This window comes from Pseudomonas sp. S37 (assembly GCF_016658545.1).
Lineage (GTDB): Bacteria > Pseudomonadota > Gammaproteobacteria > Pseudomonadales > Pseudomonadaceae > Aquipseudomonas.
Window position 1 is genome coordinate 27,429 of sequence record NZ_JACVZC010000050.1, and the last position, 14,284, is coordinate 41,712.

Consider the following 14,284-nt stretch of genomic DNA (forward strand, 5'->3'; position numbering starts at 1 on the left):
AAGGCTGAAATATAGAAAGGTTCAGCTTCTATTACGTGACAGTGGGTGACCTTTCATCGGCACTGGCAACCAAGGCTCAGTACCAGTTGGGGTCACGCTTTAGCTGCTCCTGCAGCATGGCTTTCATGCCGTCGTCCGGTTTGCCCAACCAGCGATATTGCGCATGCCGGGTAGGCGACTTGTCGCTCGGCAAACCTTCGGGCACCTCCACGAGCATCCCGTAGGCATCGTCCTTGTCCCAGCTGAACGCCACGATCAGGCGCTTGTAGGTGCAGTTGTCCTGGGCCTCGCACAGCGGGCCGACCAAGTACTTGTCACCGTCTTCGGTAACGGCAGACATCTGCTGCTGGGCACTGCCGGACAGATTGACCACCCAATCAGGCAGGCGTTCCTCGCCCTTGATCGTGTCCTGCCAGGTGTCTCGGTATTCCGGGTCCGAGCCGAGCAACTGGTCGACCCGGACCTGGCCGTCATTGGCCGCCATCGCCGCTGCACTGCCACCCAGTAACAGGGCGGCAGCCAGGGCTGAACAAAGCTTCCTGCTCATCTTCAACCTCGTCCACGTCCAAAGAAGAAGGAGGCTACGAACAGCACCAGGAAGACAATGAACAGGATCTTCGCGATACCCGTTGCAGCGCCCGCGATACCACCGAAGCCCAGTACGGCAGCGACAATGGCGATGATGAGGAAAGTGATAGCCCAGCTCAGCATGGTGGTTCTCCTTTCTTTTGCGGAATCGATCGGTCCGACGGGTCAGAACACCCAGCGGTCCTGGGGTACGACATTTTCCAAAGTGGCCGGTGAAGCAGTGGCGTGGTCGCCACGCAGAGGCTCTGCAGCCTTGACCAGGGTGTTGGCACGGGTTGCCTGAATCTGCGTCAGCAGGGCGGTCTGCGCCGCCACCTGCTCGCTCAGGCGCGCGGTCTGCCAGCTGTAATAGAACAGGCCAGCGGCCAAGGTCAGCAGCAGCGCCATGCCGAGTGACAGCAACTGGCGCAAGGGCAGTACGGCGTTCTGCGAGCGGTTGACGGATTGGCGGTTCATGCCGGCTTCTCCTGCTGTAATTTTTGTTCAAACCTGAACAGGTAATTGCAGCCTGCATGCCAGTCTTGGATTTATAATAAAAACCTTTAAAATCAATAGCTTATGTAGTTACTCAATAGCCGGGGAGGACGTATCCTGCACGATGCCACCCCTGCGGTCGTGCGAATTGCACGATCAGCCTTCAACCTTGGTCGCCACCTTCAGCAAGTCGGCATCCACCCCGCGCACGCCAATGATCTGCCGGGCGATCTCCACCGCGATGGTTTTCTGCTCGGCGCTGACCACCTCGCCCGACAACCGCACCATGCCTTCTTCGCTGGCGACTTTCAGGTTCAGCCCATCGAGGTTGCGGCTGAAGCGGTAGCTGTTCTGGATCTTGTCGATGATCCAGCTGTCGCTTGGCTGCGGGCCGGTGGGCACCCCCACCGGGGTTTCGCGCGCCTTGGCCATGGCGGCGGTATCGAGGCTGATCAGGTTGTTGACCAGGTGCACACCGTCGGTGGTACGCGCCACCACACCGGCCAGTTCCTTGGCTTCGGCACTGTCGACCCTTCCGCGCAGCGTCACCACGCCTTCGCTGCTTTGTACTTCTATAGGTGCCTTCTCGGTGGTGCGGCTCCACAACAGCCGGGCTCGGATCACTGCAGCCAGGGTGGCGTCCTCCAGGCGCTGGGCATAAGCACGCAGCTCAAGCGGGCGTTCCACCAACTGGGCATTGACCTGCAACTGGTTATCCACCTGCTCGATGCCCCGGGTAGCCAGGGCTACATCCTCGGCCAACTGCCGTTCGACAGCGTTCTCCACTTCGCCGGAAAGCCGCGCCTGCTTGCCTTGCACGTCGACCTTGATGCGGAACGGGTCGAGCATGCGGTTCAGGGACAATGCAGTTTGCAGGGCGCCTTCCAGGCGCGCGTCCTGCACCGGGTCGGCGAATGCCGGGGTAAAAACCGGCAACAAAGCGGCGGCCAATACAGCGCTGCGTAGGGGAAAGGTCATGGCAGAGCCTCCTTTTTGTAGGCAAAAGCTTAAAATCGTCGCAACCAATGTGCCATCGCGTGCCTCTAAGCAAAGCACCGGAAAAACGCGGCCTGCAGGCGTTGCTTGGCTATTGGCTAGCATGCAAAGGACAGAATCCTTCAGAATTGACCATGCAACTTGCCCGATTTTTCCCACACTAAATAAAGATCTATCCCTAAGGAGCGTAGGAAATGGAATCAGCCCAGGACAACCAAGGCCGCATTCTGCTGGTGGATGACGAGTCCGCGATCCTGCGCACTTTCCGCTACTGCCTGGAAGACGAAGGCTACAGCGTGGCCACTGCCAACAGCGCCGCCCAGGCCGAGACCCTTCTGCAGCGCCAGGTGTTCGACCTGTGTTTCCTCGATTTACGCCTGGGTGAAGACAACGGCCTCGATGTGCTGGCGCAGATGCGCATCCAGGCCCCCTGGATGCGTGTGGTAATCGTCACGGCGCATTCGGCGATCGACACGGCGGTAGACGCTATCCAGGCCGGCGCTGCTGACTACCTGGTAAAGCCGTGCAGCCCCGACCAGTTACGCCTGGCCACCGCCAAGCAACTGGAAGTGCGCCAGCTTTCTGCACGCCTGGAAGCGTTGGAAGGCGAAGTGCGCAAACCCAAGGACGGCCTCGACTCGCACAGCCCGGCGATGATGGCGGTGCTGGAAACCGCCCGCCAGGTTGCCACCACCGACGCCAACATCCTTATTCTTGGCGAATCCGGCACCGGTAAAGGCGAGCTGGCCCGGGCCATCCATGGCTGGAGCAAGCGTGCGCGCAAAGCCTGCGTGACCATCAACTGCCCGTCACTGAACGCCGAGCTGATGGAAAGCGAGCTGTTCGGCCATACCCGCGGCGCCTTCACCGGTGCCAGCGAAAGCACACTGGGGCGGGTCAGCCAGGCTGACGGCGGCACACTGTTCCTCGACGAGATCGGCGATTTCCCACTGACCTTGCAGCCCAAGCTGCTGCGCTTCATCCAGGACAAGGAATACGAGCGCGTCGGCGACCCGGTCACCCGCCGTGCCGATGTGCGGATCCTGGCGGCGACCAACCTCAACCTCGAAGAAATGGTGCGCGAAAGCCGCTTTCGCGAGGACCTGCTCTATCGCCTGAACGTCATCACCCTGCACCTGCCGCCGCTGCGCGAGCGCAGTGAGGACATCCTGACCCTGGCTGACCGTTTCCTCGCCCGCTTCGTCAAGGAATACTCCCGCCCCGCCCGCGGTTTCAGCGATGAAGCACGTGCCGCCCTGCTCAATTACCGCTGGCCCGGCAATATTCGCGAGCTGCGCAACGTGGTGGAACGGGCCAGTATCATCTGCCCGCAGGAGCGGGTGGAAATCAGCCACCTGGGCATGGGCGAACAGCCGGCTGGCAACGCCCCGCGGGTGGGGGCCGCACTTAGCCTGGATGAGCTGGAGCGTGCGCATATCGGTGCGGTACTGGCCGCCAGCGATACCCTCGACCAGGCGGCCAAGACCTTGGGCATCGATGCCTCCACCCTGTACCGCAAACGCAAGCAGTACAACCTATGAAGCGGCCGCCCATGAAGCTGCGCACGCGGCTTTTCCTTAGCATCTCGGCACTGGTCACCGTGGCCTTGCTCGGGCTGCTGCTGGGCCTGGTGAGCGTGCTGCAGATGGCCACGGTGCAACAACAACGGGTGCGTGATACTACCCATGCCCTGGAGGTGGGGCTGAAACTGCGGCAAAACCTGGGCGAACAGCTGACCTTGATCCTCGATGAGGACACTGCCCCGCAAAACCTGCGGCTGCTGCAAGAGAACTTTCAGGGTCTGCTCAACCAGGGTCTGGAGCAGGGCGGTGAACGCACCGGCTTCAGCAAGGCCAGCAGCAACTACCAGGCCTTTCTCCAGGCCTACCACAACAGCCCCGCACCTGCCCGCAGCATGGGCGTCGAGCAGCCACTGGGGGCCGCTTTCAACCAGGTGCGCACCGACCTGATCGACGCCCACAAGCAGGCGCTGGACCTGATCACCCGCAGCGAGGAACACAGCCGTGACCGCGCCTTGCTGGTCAGCGGTGTGCTGGGTTTGATGGGCCTGGTGGTACTGGTGCTAGGTTTCATTACCGCACACAACATTGCCCGGCGCTTCGGCCAACCGATCGAGGCCTTGGCCAAAGCGGCAGACCAGTTGGGCAAGGGCAACTTCGACGTCACCCTGCCGGTCACCCAGGCCACCGAACTGAATCAGCTGACCCGGCGCTTCGGCCTGATGGCCGATGCCTTGCGCAAGCACCAGGCCACCAACGTCGATGAACTGCTGGCCGGCCAGCAGCGTTTGCAAGCCGTGCTCGACAGCATCGACGACGGCTTGCTGATCATCGACCGCCAGGGCCGCCTGGAACACCTCAACCCGGTAGCACAGCGCCAGTTGGGCTGGAACGACAGCCGGGTCGGCAGCAGCCTGGCCGAGGCATTGCAACGACCGGAGCTGGAGCAGCAACTGCGCCAGGTACTGCGCGGCGGCAGCCTCGACCGCCCGCCAGACGACCTGAACATGGAAGTGGATGAGGAATCGCGCCTGCTCACCTACAGCCTGACCCCGGTCAGCCACCCGCAAGGGCCGATCCTTGGCGCGGTGATGGTGCTGCACGATGTGACCGAGCAACGGGCCTTCGAGCGCGTGCGCAGTGAATTCGTGCTGCGCGCTTCCCATGAACTGCGCACCCCTGTGACCGGCATGCACATGGCTTTCGGCCTGTTGCGCGAGCGGGTCAAGTTCCCGCCCGAGGCGCGCGAGAACGACTTGCTGGAAACCATCGGCGAAGAAATGCAGCGCCTGACCCAATTGATCAACGATCTGCTCAACTTCTCACGCTACCAAAGCGGGTTGCAGAAACTCGAATTGGCACCGTGCGTCCTCGACGAATTGTTGGAGCGAGCGCAACTGCGCTTTGCCGACCAGGCCGACCACAAGCAGATCGAGCTGATCAAGGAACTGGAACTGCCACTGCCGCGCATCCTGGCCGACGCTCCACAGCTCGACCGGGTGCTGGACAACCTGTTGCACAACGCCATCCGCCACACCGCCAGCGGCGGGCGTATACGCCTGCATGCGCGGCGGCACGCCGAGCGGGTGATCATCAGTGTCGAAGACAATGGCGAGGGTATCGCCTATGGCCAGCAAGGGCGCATTTTCGAGCCCTTCGTGCAGGTAGGGCGCAAGAAAGGTGGCGCCGGGCTAGGATTGGCGCTGTGCAAGGAGATCGTGCAGCTGCACGGCGGGCGCATGGGCGTGTTCTCCCGGCCGGGGCAGGGGACGCAGTTCTACATGGCCCTGCCGGTCTGAGGGCGTGGTGGCAGATGCCCTCGTGCCACCAGTTCGGCAAACTGCCGCGCATTCAACGGCCGGGCAAACAGCCAGCCCTGGCCATAATTGACACCCTCACTGTTCAACAACACCGCCTGGTCTTCACATTCGATACCTTCGGCAATCACCCGCAGGTGCAGGTCGTGGGCCATGCGAATGATATGCGGGGCAACGCCGCTGCTGGCAGCATCATGGCCCAGCGCATCGATGAACGCCTTGTCGATCTTCAGGCAGTCCACCGGCAAGGTCTGCAGGTAGGCCAGGCTGCAATAACCGGTACCAAAATCGTCGATCAGCACCTGGTGCCCGACGGCGCGCAGCGCCTGCAGGTTGTCACGGGCCACCACCACGTCGATCAGGCCGCGCTCGGTCACTTCAAAGGCAATCTGGCTGGGCGCCACCCGATGCAAGGCCAGCAGCCGTGCTGCCACCCGGCCAATCCGCGGCACCATCACATCGCAGGCCGCCAGGTTTATCGAGATGTACAGCTTGGGGTGCGAGCGCAGCAACTGCCCCAGCTGTTCGAGCACACGTTGCAGGACAAAGTCAGTGATCTGGCGGATCTGCCCGGTGTTTTCCGCCAGCGGAATGAACAGATCCGGGCTGGTCAGTGAGCCGTCCGGACGACGCCAGCGCACCAGCGCTTCAGCCCCCACGCAGCGCCGGCTGTCGAGCTCGATGATCGGCTGGTAGAGCACCTGCAGCTCGCCACGGCGCAAGGCATGCTGCAACTCCGAACTCATCGAGCGCCGCTGCAGGATCAGTTGCAGCACCAGCCAGCCAATGCAGCAAGCGGCCAGCACGCTCCCGGGGAACAGCAACCACAGCATGCCGTTCATGCGCAGCGGCAGGCTGGCGCGCGGAGCAATCAGCACCAACTGGTAATCAGGCGATTTGGTCGGCATGCGATAGATCAGCCGGTCGCTGAGTTCGAGCAGCGAGTTGTGGCTGTTCGTCCAGGCCGAGGGCGGGGGCCATACCTGTGGTGGGCCGAGCACCGGAATGGCGCGTGCACCGTTGTCGAGTACCACCACCAGGCTGCCGCCCGGGGGCAGGTCGACCACATCGGTCAGGTGCCCCCGGGAGGTGGAGACCAGAAACTTGCCCCGGCCCAGCATCAGTGCGGCCAGGTTCTCGTTCGGTTCGGTGGTGGTGTTGAGCCAGTAGCTGTACGTGGGGCCCTGGATGTCCGGTGCCCGCAGCGGCACGAACGCACGTTCATCACCCCGGTTGGAGCAGGCGACGTGACTATCCACATAAGCCGCTTCATAGATGAACCGCGAACTCAGGCCAACCTGCTGCAAGGCAGCCAGCATCGCCGGGCTGCAGCCGCGTAATGGCTGCGCTTGCAGCAGGTCGACCCCTTCGCGCAACTGGCCGAATACCTGCTCGAGGCGATCCAGAAAGCGCTCGCCCTGCGCGTTCATCTGTTCGCTCTCGCTTTGCTTCATCTGTTGCAGGGCAATGCCGATGCTGGCAGTCAGCAACAGCGCGGCGCTGGCCAACGCTGCCAAAGTGGCCAGCATCCAGGGACGGTAAAAAATTTGGCGCAGCAGGGCAATTAAAGATGACATCGACGGCATCCAGTTGATAACTAAGGTATAGCAACTGAATCAATAATCACCCGCGCCGTTTGGCGTTTCGCTGCAACCTTCACAATCCCATTGTGACCGCGGTGCCTGCTTCGCGGGCGCACCCGCTCCCACAGAGGCCGCATATCCTCAATGAAGCTCAACGCATGCGGTTAAGCACCTGCAGCATCGCCGCCGTCTGCGCATCCGGCATGCCATCAAAACGCTGTGGGCGGAAACGCATCTGGAACGCGGCGATTACATGGCGGGTGGCCACATCCAGTACGCCGGTCTGTTCGATCTGGTAGCCGAACCGTGCCAGCTCCTGCTGGTACCAGCCAATGCTGGGTGGGTTGACGCTGAAATAGGCCTGCTGCCGTGCCACTGCATTGGCCTCAGGCCAGATTCCCAGGCCGACCTCGGCCAGGCGCTTCCACGGGAACAATGGCCCCGGGTCAAGCTTGCGCAGCGGGGCAATATCGCTGTGACCGATAATATGGCGTGGCTCGATGTTGTTGCGTTTGACAATATCCTTGAGCAGGGCAATCAGCGCCTGGATCTGCGCTTCGCTGTAAGGGTGCCAGACCCGGCCGTTCGGCGTATCGGTAAAGCCTGGGTTGACGATCTCGATACCGATGGACGAGGAGTTCAGCCAGGTGCGCCCCTGCCACTGGCTGTCACCGGCATGCCAGGCGCGGCGGTTCTCATCCACCAGCTGATACACCGTCGCCGGGCCATCACCGATCAGGTAATGGCTGCTGACCTCACCATGGGTCAGCAACGCCAGGGAGCGCTCCAGCGACGCATTGGTGTAATGCAGGACAACGAACTGAATGCGGTTGTCCTGGTTGGCCGAAGGGTGGCTGCGGTCGATGCGCAGGCCCGTCGAGCAACCGGCGACAGACAACAGCAAAATGCAAATCAGGTTTTTTTTCAGCGTGGAAAGCACGTCGGTGGCCTCAGCGTATGAGCGCTACAGTATAACGTGCTCCCCGACGGCCGTGCTTGCCGCGAGTCAGCGGCTACACATCAGCATGAACTCCAGCGCGTTATCGCCGCTTGCGCCGGGCATATCCACCAACTGGGTCATTACGGTCACATGGCTGGCCCGCGGGGCACCGATCACTTTCGCCTGGCCATGCAGTTGTCGATCATAGCTACTGGCGTCGATAGGTGATGCCACGCAGAAACGCGGGTTGCCTTGCATCGCGGAAGGCTTGAGCAAGATCTTGTACTGGTTGAAGTAGTTGGGCTGCGCCTGCAGTTCGACGCTACTGATCCATTGAGGGGACTGCTGCAGCAGTGTGCCATCTGCAGCTACATGCGCTGTCAGTACGTTTTCCCTGGCGTGGGCGCCGGCCTGGAAGGCCAGCCCGATCATGAGCGCCACGCAGCCTGCTCGAATTTTCATGTTCCTGTTCCTTGTGTGGATCGACGCTGGCCAGCCACTTGCGGGCCAGGGTTGCAGTTTCGATCCACTCGGCAGCCGGAGCGCGGTAACTATCTACCCCTGCTCGACGCGATTGCGCCCGTGCTCCTTGGCCCGGTACAGCGCCGCATCGGCACGCTTGAGCACCTGGTCGCCGCGCTCGCCAGAACGGAAAGCCGCCAGGCCGATCGAGGTGGTGATCACCACCCGCTCGCCCTTGAAGTGGAACGGGCAGGCTTCTACTGTCGCCCGCAGCACCTCGGCCACCTGTGCCGCTGCCGCCGGCGGTGTCTGCGGGAGTAGCAGGACGAATTCCTCACCGCCAAAACGGGCAATGAAGTCACGGCCACGCAAGCGCTTGTGCAGTTGGTCGGCAACGATCTTCAGCACTTTGTCGCCGGCCAGGTGCCCATAGCTGTCGTTGATGCGCTTGAAATGGTCCAGGTCGAGGATCGCCATCGCCAGGTGACCGCCGTTTTCCTGCCATTCGAGCATTTCGCGCTCAACCCGCTCGCTCCAGGCCGCCCGGTTGGGCAGGCCGGTGAGCGGGTCGAGCAGGGCCTTCTGGCGCTGTTCTTCCAGGTGCTCGCGATAACCAAGCGCCTCGTGCTCCATGTTTGCCACGCGCTCCGATAACCCTTGCAGGCGGCCGGCCAGTTCCTGCTCGCGGCGATCACGCTCGTGCTTGTGCTCGTCCATGGTCACCAGCAAGCCTTCCAGGCGGTTCTCGAGGATGTGCTTGAGGCTGTCTACATCGGCGGCACCTTGCACACTGCTTTGCAGCCCGTCGACGTGCTCGCGCAACTGGGTATCCAGCGCACGGGCAGCGCTGCTGTTGTCGGCGTGGCCAGCGCTGGCCTCGTGCAGGTGGCTCTGGAAGCCTTCCAGGCGCTCGTTGAGCTGCTGCAGGTAAGTCTCGAATTCGTGCTGGCCGCTGTCGGTAATCGCCAGCATCAGCACCGCCAGGTCATCCAGCACCGGTATCAGCTCATACCAGTTCAGGCCGCGGGCAACCCGCGCGCGCATTTCCAGCGCCTGGGCCTTGTGCCGCTCGGGCAGGCTGAGGTCATCAAGCAGGCCGATCAGGGTTTGCTCGATGTGTGCGGCGACCTGGCTGTAAGGCGGCTCCACCGCGTAGGGCAGGGCATAGGGGCCGTCTTCGCCGAACGTTTCTTCCAGTGCCGGTAATGGCGCGGCATCAGGCAACGGCTCGCTGGCAGCGTCTTCAGGGGGGGGTGCTTCATTCTGCTGTGGCTGCAATACCGGCGGCATGTCGGTCGTTTCGATCGTTTCGATCAATGCCGGGCCTGATGCTTCCAGCTCTGGCTCGGGCGCTACGGCCACCTCGGCTACGGGCTCAGCGGAGGTTGGCAACGGCAGTAACGCATCGACATCATTGAGTAGCGGGGCCTCGGCACTGGCCGGCTCCGCTTGGGGCTGAGGCTCACCAGCAGGCGCAGCCACTGGCACAAGCACCGGCTCGTCCTGGGCATCGTCCTCACGGCTACCGAACAAGCGCTGCAGGAAGCCAGGGCGGGCGTCTTCACCCGGTTTGCCCAGGGCTGACAGCGCGCGCCCCTGCAAACCGCTCAGCTCACCCAGCAGCGGCGGCAGGTCGCGTGACTGCGCGACACCACCATCGAGCTTCTTCGCCAGCTTCTTCAAAGGCCGCGAAATATCGCTAGGTAGCGGCAAGCCTTGCAGTTGGCCAACCAGCGCAGTCAGCGCATCGCCCACCTGGTTCATGCGCGTTTCGCGACGCTGCTCGGAATCCAGCACGGCCTTTTCCAGGCGCGGGATCAACCCGGCGAGGCCGGCATCCATGTTGTCGCTACGGATGACCTCGCGCATCTCTTTCATGCACTCGTCCACTACCTTGTCACTGCCTTCGGCAGCCAGGGTGCTACGCACCAGGCCGCGGCGCAGCAGGTCGAGGCGGGCGTCCCAACGGCGTTCGAGCTTTTCCTGCTGCTCGATGCTTTTAAGGTATTTTTCTTTCCAGCGCTCGGCTTCTTCGGTCATGCCTGGATCCGCGAGGGGTGATACATCTGGGCTGTCTGATTACACACTGTCGGCGCGCGCCTGCAACTCTTGAGGGCGTGCGATGCTTTCGCTGCTTCAGCTCAAGACCGGCAGCGTATCCACAGTCAATGCATCAGGCAATCGGATCTCTACCGCGACCGGAAGATGGTCGGAGATGGGCTGCGCCAGCACCTCGACACGCTCCAGGGTGAGGCTTGGGCTGAGCAGGATATGGTCCAGGCAACGCTGTGGTCGCCAGCTGGGGAAGGTGGCCTCGACCTGCGGGGCAACCAGGCCCAGGTCGCGCAGCGGCGAATGCTCCAGCAGGTCGGTGGCATGGGTGTTCATGTCACCCATCAGCACCTGGTGGCGGTAACCGCCAATCAGTTCGCGGATGTAGCCCAGTTGCAGGGCACGGGTCTTGGCACCCAATGCCAGGTGCATCATCACCACGATCAGCGCATCGTCGCCTTCGCCAAAACGCACCAGTATCGCCCCACGCCCGGCAGGGCCTGGCAAGGGGTGATCTTCGAGCAGTTGCGGCTTCAGGCGGCTGAGCACGCCATTGCTGTGCTGGGCAAAGCGCCCAAGGTTGCGGTTGAGCTGCTGGTACCAGTAGGGGAAGGCCCCCAGGTGCGCCAGGTGTTCGACCTGATTGATGTAGCCCGAGCGCAGGCTACCGCCATCGGCTTCCTGCAGGGCCACCAGGTCGAAGTCGCCCAACAGCTTGCCGATCTTCTGCAGGTTTCCGGCACGCCCGTTATGCGGCAGCAAGTGCTGCCAGCTACGGGTCAGGTAATGCCGGTAGCGCTCGGTGCTGATGCCCACCTGGATATTGAAACTGAGCAGCCGCAGGCGACCATCCTCGGGCAGGCCAGTGGCCTGCAGGTGATGCTCGTTGACCTGCGGCTGGTGCAGGCCAATGCCACGCGTAGCTCTGAAGCGGGGCATGGGCTTCGCCGCTTACTTAGCGGCGCGCTCCTTGTCGATCAGCTGGTCGGCAACGTTCAGCACGCCTTCCGGCCCGCCAGCGGTACCCAGGTCGAAGCGGTACTTGCCATTGACCACCATGGCCGGTACGCCGGTAATTTCATACTTCTTCGCCAGTTCCTTGGCCTGGTTGACCTGGCCCTTGATGGCGAACGAGTTGAAGGTGGCGAGGAACTTGTCCTTGTCCACGCCCTGTGTGGCGAGGAAGTCGGCCATGTCCTGCGGGTCGGTCAGGCGCTTGCGCTGGTTCTGGATGGCATCGAACACTGCGGCGTGCACCTTGTGCTCGACGCCCATGGCTTCGAGGGTCAGGAACATCTGGCCGTGGGCGTCCCATGGGCCACCGAACATGGCTGGAACGCGCTTGAAGTTGACGTCCTTGGGCAGCTTGTCGACCCAAGGGTTGATGGTTGGCTCGAAGTGGTAGCAGTGTGGGCAGCCGTACCAGAACAGCTCGACCACTTCGATCTTGCCAGGCACGGAAACCGGAACAGGGTTGCTCAGCTCGATATATTCCTTGCCGGCAACAGGCTCGGCGGCCTGGACGGCAGTCATACCGAATACGCTGGCGGCGACCAGCGCAGCGCTGAGAATCAGTTTACGCATGCTTTACTCCTGAGCATTCATGGGTCGCCACGACGCGACCTGTACTGAGACAGGCCGGGAAGGGCTCGAGTTCTGTAGTGTAACGGCTGCAGGCTGAAAAAAGGGCGGCCCGGCCACCCTTTCATCATTGGCCTACAACATTAACTGAAAGTTAATACGCCATCTGACACGACCATGGCACTCGCTGTCGGAAGCCATCCTTGTGGGAGCGGGCGTGCCCGCGAAACAGGCAACGCAGTGGATGGCACCGGCTTTGCCGGTGTTCGCGGGCAAGCCCGCTCCCACAGGGATCGCGCTGGCTCTGCAAATTCAGAGCAAGACAGAATCACCCACAAGGACCCAGGTCGCCGGTCAGTGCAGGCCCTGAATGTAGCTGGCCAACGCTTCGATGTCGTGGTTGCTCAGCTTGCCGGCGATGGTACGCATGGTCATGGCGTCGCCATCGTTAGTGCGGTTGCCTTCGCGGAAGTCGGTCAGCTGCTTGGTCACGTACTGCGAGTGCTGCCCACTTAGATGCGGGAAGCCGGCCAGGGCAATGCCCGCGCCATTCGGTGAGTGGCAGCCGGTGCAGGCGGGCATGCCTTTCTCCAGGTCGCCACCGTTGAACAGCGCACGGCCACGCTCCACCAGCTGGGGATCGGCAGCACCCACGCTGCCTTTCTGGCTGGCGAAATAGGCAGCGATGTCGGCCAGGTCCTGATCGTTGAACGCGGCCAGCATGCCGGTCATTTCCAGCACGGTACGTTTGCCCGACTTGATGTCGTGCAGTTGTTTTTCCAGGTAGCGCTGGCCCTGGCCAGCCAGTTTCGGGAAGTTCGGTGCCAGGCTGTTGCCGTCAGGGTTGTGGCAGGCGCCACAGACAGCGGTTTTGGCCTGGCCAGCGGCGGCATCGCCTTTGATAGGTTGCGCAGCAGTGGCCGCACCTGCGACACCCAGGGTCAACAGCAGACTCACGACTAGTTTGTTCATCAGCTAATCCAACACGGCTAAGGGTGAAATGTTATGTATCGGGACTGCCGCTCATCCAAAGGATGACCAAACGGTAGTCCTCGGCACTGCAGTCCATGCACAATCCACGCGGCGGCATAGCCTTGAAACCCTGGGTCACGTGCTTTACCAGTACATCCATGCCTTGCGCCAGCCTTGGCTCCCAAGCTGCCCGGTCACCCTGCCTGGGTGCCTGTGGCAACTGCCCGGTGTGACACGCCGCACACGTGCGGTTGTACAACACCTCGGGATCCTGTGTAGCCTGTGCGCTGAAATACGGCAGGAACATACCGACAGCTAGCAGCCATTTCGCCGGGCGAAACGACCTGACAGGGTTGGGGGACGCGCTGCGTTCTGATGCGCAAGCTATAGTTCGGCACCCCATGCCCTTTCCCCTTCGCTGGGAGAATGGGCACACAAAAACTGGGGCATTATATACTTCTGTCAGCCAAACGGAAACGACACCGCTTGCCGGCCTAGGCTTTGGCAACACCCACATCGGATATCCCATGCAAGTCAAGAACCCCATCCTCGGCCTCTGCCAGAAAGCCAAATTCGCCCTCAGCGCAGCCAAGGTCGAACAATGCCCGGACGACCAGGGTTACGAGGTGGCCTTTGCCGGCCGTTCCAACGCCGGCAAATCCAGTGCCCTCAACACCCTGACTCATGCCAGCCTGGCGCGTACCTCGAAAACCCCGGGGCGCACCCAGCTGTTGAATTTCTTCAGTCTGGACGATGAACGGCGTTTGGTCGACCTGCCGGGCTACGGTTATGCAAAAGTGCCGATCCCGCTCAAGCAGCACTGGCAGAAACACCTGGAAGCCTACCTGGGCAGCCGTGAGTGCCTGCGCGGCATCATCCTGATGATGGACGTGCGCCACCCGATGACCGACTTCGACAAGATGATGCTCGACTGGGCCAAGGCCAGCGGCATGCCGATGCACATCCTGCTGACCAAGGCCGACAAGCTGACCCACGGCGCGGGCAAGAACACCCTGCTGAAGGTGCAGTCGGAAATCAGAAAGGGCTGGGGTGATGGCGTGACCATCCAGCTGTTCTCGGCGCCCAAGCGCCTGGGCGTGGAAGATGCCTACCGCGTGCTGGCGGGATGGATGGAGCTGGAAGACAAGCCCGTGGCCTGAGGCCCTGCACCGTTCTCTGTAGCAGCGGCCTTGTGTCGCGATGGGCTGCGCAGCAGCCCCAGAAATGGTGCAGCGCCGCTGAAATCCCGGGGCTGCTGCGCAGCCCATCGCGACACAAGGCCGCTCCTACAGGGTCCGC

General features: G+C 62.3%; 15 protein-coding genes. 3 read left to right on the plus strand and 12 right to left on the minus strand.

Annotation, left to right across the window (positions count from 1 at the left end; genetic code table 11):
- Window positions 1-76: 76 nt before the first annotated feature.
- The 4 genes from IAE39_RS16400 to IAE39_RS16415 all read right to left on the minus strand — a co-directional run bounded on the left by IAE39_RS16400 (window position 77) and on the right by IAE39_RS16415 (window position 2,040).
- Complete coding sequence (locus tag IAE39_RS16400) at window positions 77-547, minus strand: inhibitor of vertebrate lysozyme family protein (RefSeq protein ID WP_201204281.1); 471 nt, start codon at window positions 545-547, stop codon at window positions 77-79.
- 2 nt (window positions 548-549) lie between these two features.
- Complete coding sequence (locus IAE39_RS16405; protein WP_003252966.1) at window positions 550-711, minus strand: DUF1328 domain-containing protein; 162 nt, start codon at window positions 709-711, stop codon at window positions 550-552.
- A 42-nt stretch (window positions 712-753) separates the two neighbouring features.
- Window positions 754-1,044, minus strand: a complete 291-nt coding sequence (locus tag IAE39_RS16410; protein ID WP_201204283.1) for a hypothetical protein — start codon at window positions 1,042-1,044, stop codon at window positions 754-756.
- Window positions 1,045-1,218: 174 nt separating this feature from the next.
- On the minus strand, window positions 1,219-2,040 hold the full coding sequence (locus IAE39_RS16415; protein WP_201204296.1) for a BON domain-containing protein: 822 nt from the start codon (window positions 2,038-2,040) through the stop codon (window positions 1,219-1,221).
- 212 nt (window positions 2,041-2,252) lie between these two features.
- On the opposite strand from IAE39_RS16415, the gene algB reads away from it, so the two are divergent.
- Together algB and IAE39_RS16425 are read left to right on the plus strand one after the other, a co-directional pair.
- Window positions 2,253-3,599 carry a sigma-54-dependent response regulator transcription factor AlgB gene (algB, locus tag IAE39_RS16420; RefSeq protein ID WP_201204309.1) on the plus strand — a complete coding sequence of 449 codons (1,347 nt, stop codon included), beginning with the start codon at window positions 2,253-2,255 and terminating at the stop codon, window positions 3,597-3,599.
- Window positions 3,596-5,377, plus strand: coding sequence for a KinB sensor domain-containing domain (locus tag IAE39_RS16425; protein ID WP_201204316.1), 1,782 nt, complete (start codon window positions 3,596-3,598; stop codon window positions 5,375-5,377). Before algB ends, IAE39_RS16425 begins: the two co-directional genes overlap by 4 nt.
- Here the strand turns inward: IAE39_RS16425 and IAE39_RS16430 are convergent.
- The 8 genes from IAE39_RS16430 to IAE39_RS16465 all read right to left on the minus strand — a co-directional run bounded on the left by IAE39_RS16430 (window position 5,356) and on the right by IAE39_RS16465 (window position 13,292).
- Window positions 5,356-6,972 carry an EAL domain-containing protein gene (locus tag IAE39_RS16430; protein ID WP_201204318.1) on the minus strand — a complete coding sequence of 539 codons (1,617 nt, stop codon included), beginning with the start codon at window positions 6,970-6,972 and terminating at the stop codon, window positions 5,356-5,358. The two genes, IAE39_RS16425 and IAE39_RS16430, sit on opposite strands and share 22 nt — an antisense overlap.
- A 157-nt stretch (window positions 6,973-7,129) precedes the next feature.
- A complete protein-coding gene (locus IAE39_RS16435; protein ID WP_201204320.1) occupies window positions 7,130-7,918 on the minus strand; it encodes an N-acetylmuramoyl-L-alanine amidase in 789 nt (262 codons plus the stop codon).
- 66 nt (window positions 7,919-7,984) lie between these two features.
- Entirely contained in the window at window positions 7,985-8,380 is a 396-nt protein-coding gene (locus tag IAE39_RS16440) for a hypothetical protein (RefSeq protein WP_201204322.1), read from the minus strand.
- 93 nt (window positions 8,381-8,473) lie between these two features.
- Window positions 8,474-10,420, minus strand: coding sequence for a diguanylate cyclase (locus IAE39_RS16445; protein ID WP_201204331.1), 1,947 nt, complete (start codon window positions 10,418-10,420; stop codon window positions 8,474-8,476).
- Window positions 10,421-10,516: 96 nt separating this feature from the next.
- Window positions 10,517-11,371, minus strand: coding sequence for an endonuclease/exonuclease/phosphatase family protein (locus tag IAE39_RS16450; protein ID WP_201204338.1), 855 nt, complete (start codon window positions 11,369-11,371; stop codon window positions 10,517-10,519).
- A 12-nt stretch (window positions 11,372-11,383) separates the two neighbouring features.
- A complete protein-coding gene (gene dsbA / locus IAE39_RS16455) occupies window positions 11,384-12,016 on the minus strand; it encodes a thiol:disulfide interchange protein DsbA (RefSeq protein ID WP_201204339.1) in 633 nt (210 codons plus the stop codon).
- Window positions 12,017-12,367: 351 nt separating this feature from the next.
- On the minus strand, window positions 12,368-12,985 hold the full coding sequence (locus IAE39_RS16460; protein WP_201204340.1) for a c-type cytochrome: 618 nt from the start codon (window positions 12,983-12,985) through the stop codon (window positions 12,368-12,370).
- Window positions 12,986-13,016: 31 nt separating this feature from the next.
- Window positions 13,017-13,292: a c-type cytochrome gene (locus IAE39_RS16465; protein ID WP_201204341.1), complete on the minus strand. Its 276-nt coding sequence runs from the start codon at window positions 13,290-13,292 to the stop codon at window positions 13,017-13,019.
- A 220-nt stretch (window positions 13,293-13,512) separates the two neighbouring features.
- Between IAE39_RS16465 and yihA the strand changes: the two genes are divergently transcribed.
- A complete protein-coding gene (gene yihA / locus IAE39_RS16470) occupies window positions 13,513-14,145 on the plus strand; it encodes a ribosome biogenesis GTP-binding protein YihA/YsxC (protein ID WP_201204342.1) in 633 nt (210 codons plus the stop codon).
- Window positions 14,146-14,284: the final 139 nt, after the last annotated feature.

Excerpts from the sequence above, each read along its gene's own strand:
- IAE39_RS16400 (WP_201204281.1), bottom strand. The coding sequence starts at position 547 with ATGAGCAGGAAGCTTTGTTCAGCCCTGGCTGCCGCCCTGTTACTGGGT.
- IAE39_RS16405 (WP_003252966.1), bottom strand. The coding sequence starts at position 711 with ATGCTGAGCTGGGCTATCACTTTCCTCATCATCGCCATTGTCGCTGCC.
- IAE39_RS16410 (WP_201204283.1), bottom strand. The coding sequence starts at position 1,044 with ATGAACCGCCAATCCGTCAACCGCTCGCAGAACGCCGTACTGCCCTTG.
- IAE39_RS16415 (WP_201204296.1), bottom strand. The coding sequence starts at position 2,040 with ATGACCTTTCCCCTACGCAGCGCTGTATTGGCCGCCGCTTTGTTGCCG.
- algB (WP_201204309.1), top strand. The coding sequence starts at position 2,253 with ATGGAATCAGCCCAGGACAACCAAGGCCGCATTCTGCTGGTGGATGAC.
- IAE39_RS16425 (WP_201204316.1), top strand. The coding sequence starts at position 3,596 with ATGAAGCGGCCGCCCATGAAGCTGCGCACGCGGCTTTTCCTTAGCATC.
- IAE39_RS16430 (WP_201204318.1), bottom strand. The coding sequence starts at position 6,972 with ATGTCATCTTTAATTGCCCTGCTGCGCCAAATTTTTTACCGTCCCTGG.
- IAE39_RS16440 (WP_201204322.1), bottom strand. The coding sequence starts at position 8,380 with ATGAAAATTCGAGCAGGCTGCGTGGCGCTCATGATCGGGCTGGCCTTC.
- IAE39_RS16445 (WP_201204331.1), bottom strand. The coding sequence starts at position 10,420 with ATGACCGAAGAAGCCGAGCGCTGGAAAGAAAAATACCTTAAAAGCATC.
- IAE39_RS16450 (WP_201204338.1), bottom strand. The coding sequence starts at position 11,371 with ATGCCCCGCTTCAGAGCTACGCGTGGCATTGGCCTGCACCAGCCGCAG.
- dsbA (WP_201204339.1), bottom strand. The coding sequence starts at position 12,016 with ATGCGTAAACTGATTCTCAGCGCTGCGCTGGTCGCCGCCAGCGTATTC.
- IAE39_RS16460 (WP_201204340.1), bottom strand. The coding sequence starts at position 12,985 with ATGAACAAACTAGTCGTGAGTCTGCTGTTGACCCTGGGTGTCGCAGGT.
- IAE39_RS16465 (WP_201204341.1), bottom strand. The coding sequence starts at position 13,292 with ATGTTCCTGCCGTATTTCAGCGCACAGGCTACACAGGATCCCGAGGTG.
- yihA (WP_201204342.1), top strand. The coding sequence starts at position 13,513 with ATGCAAGTCAAGAACCCCATCCTCGGCCTCTGCCAGAAAGCCAAATTC.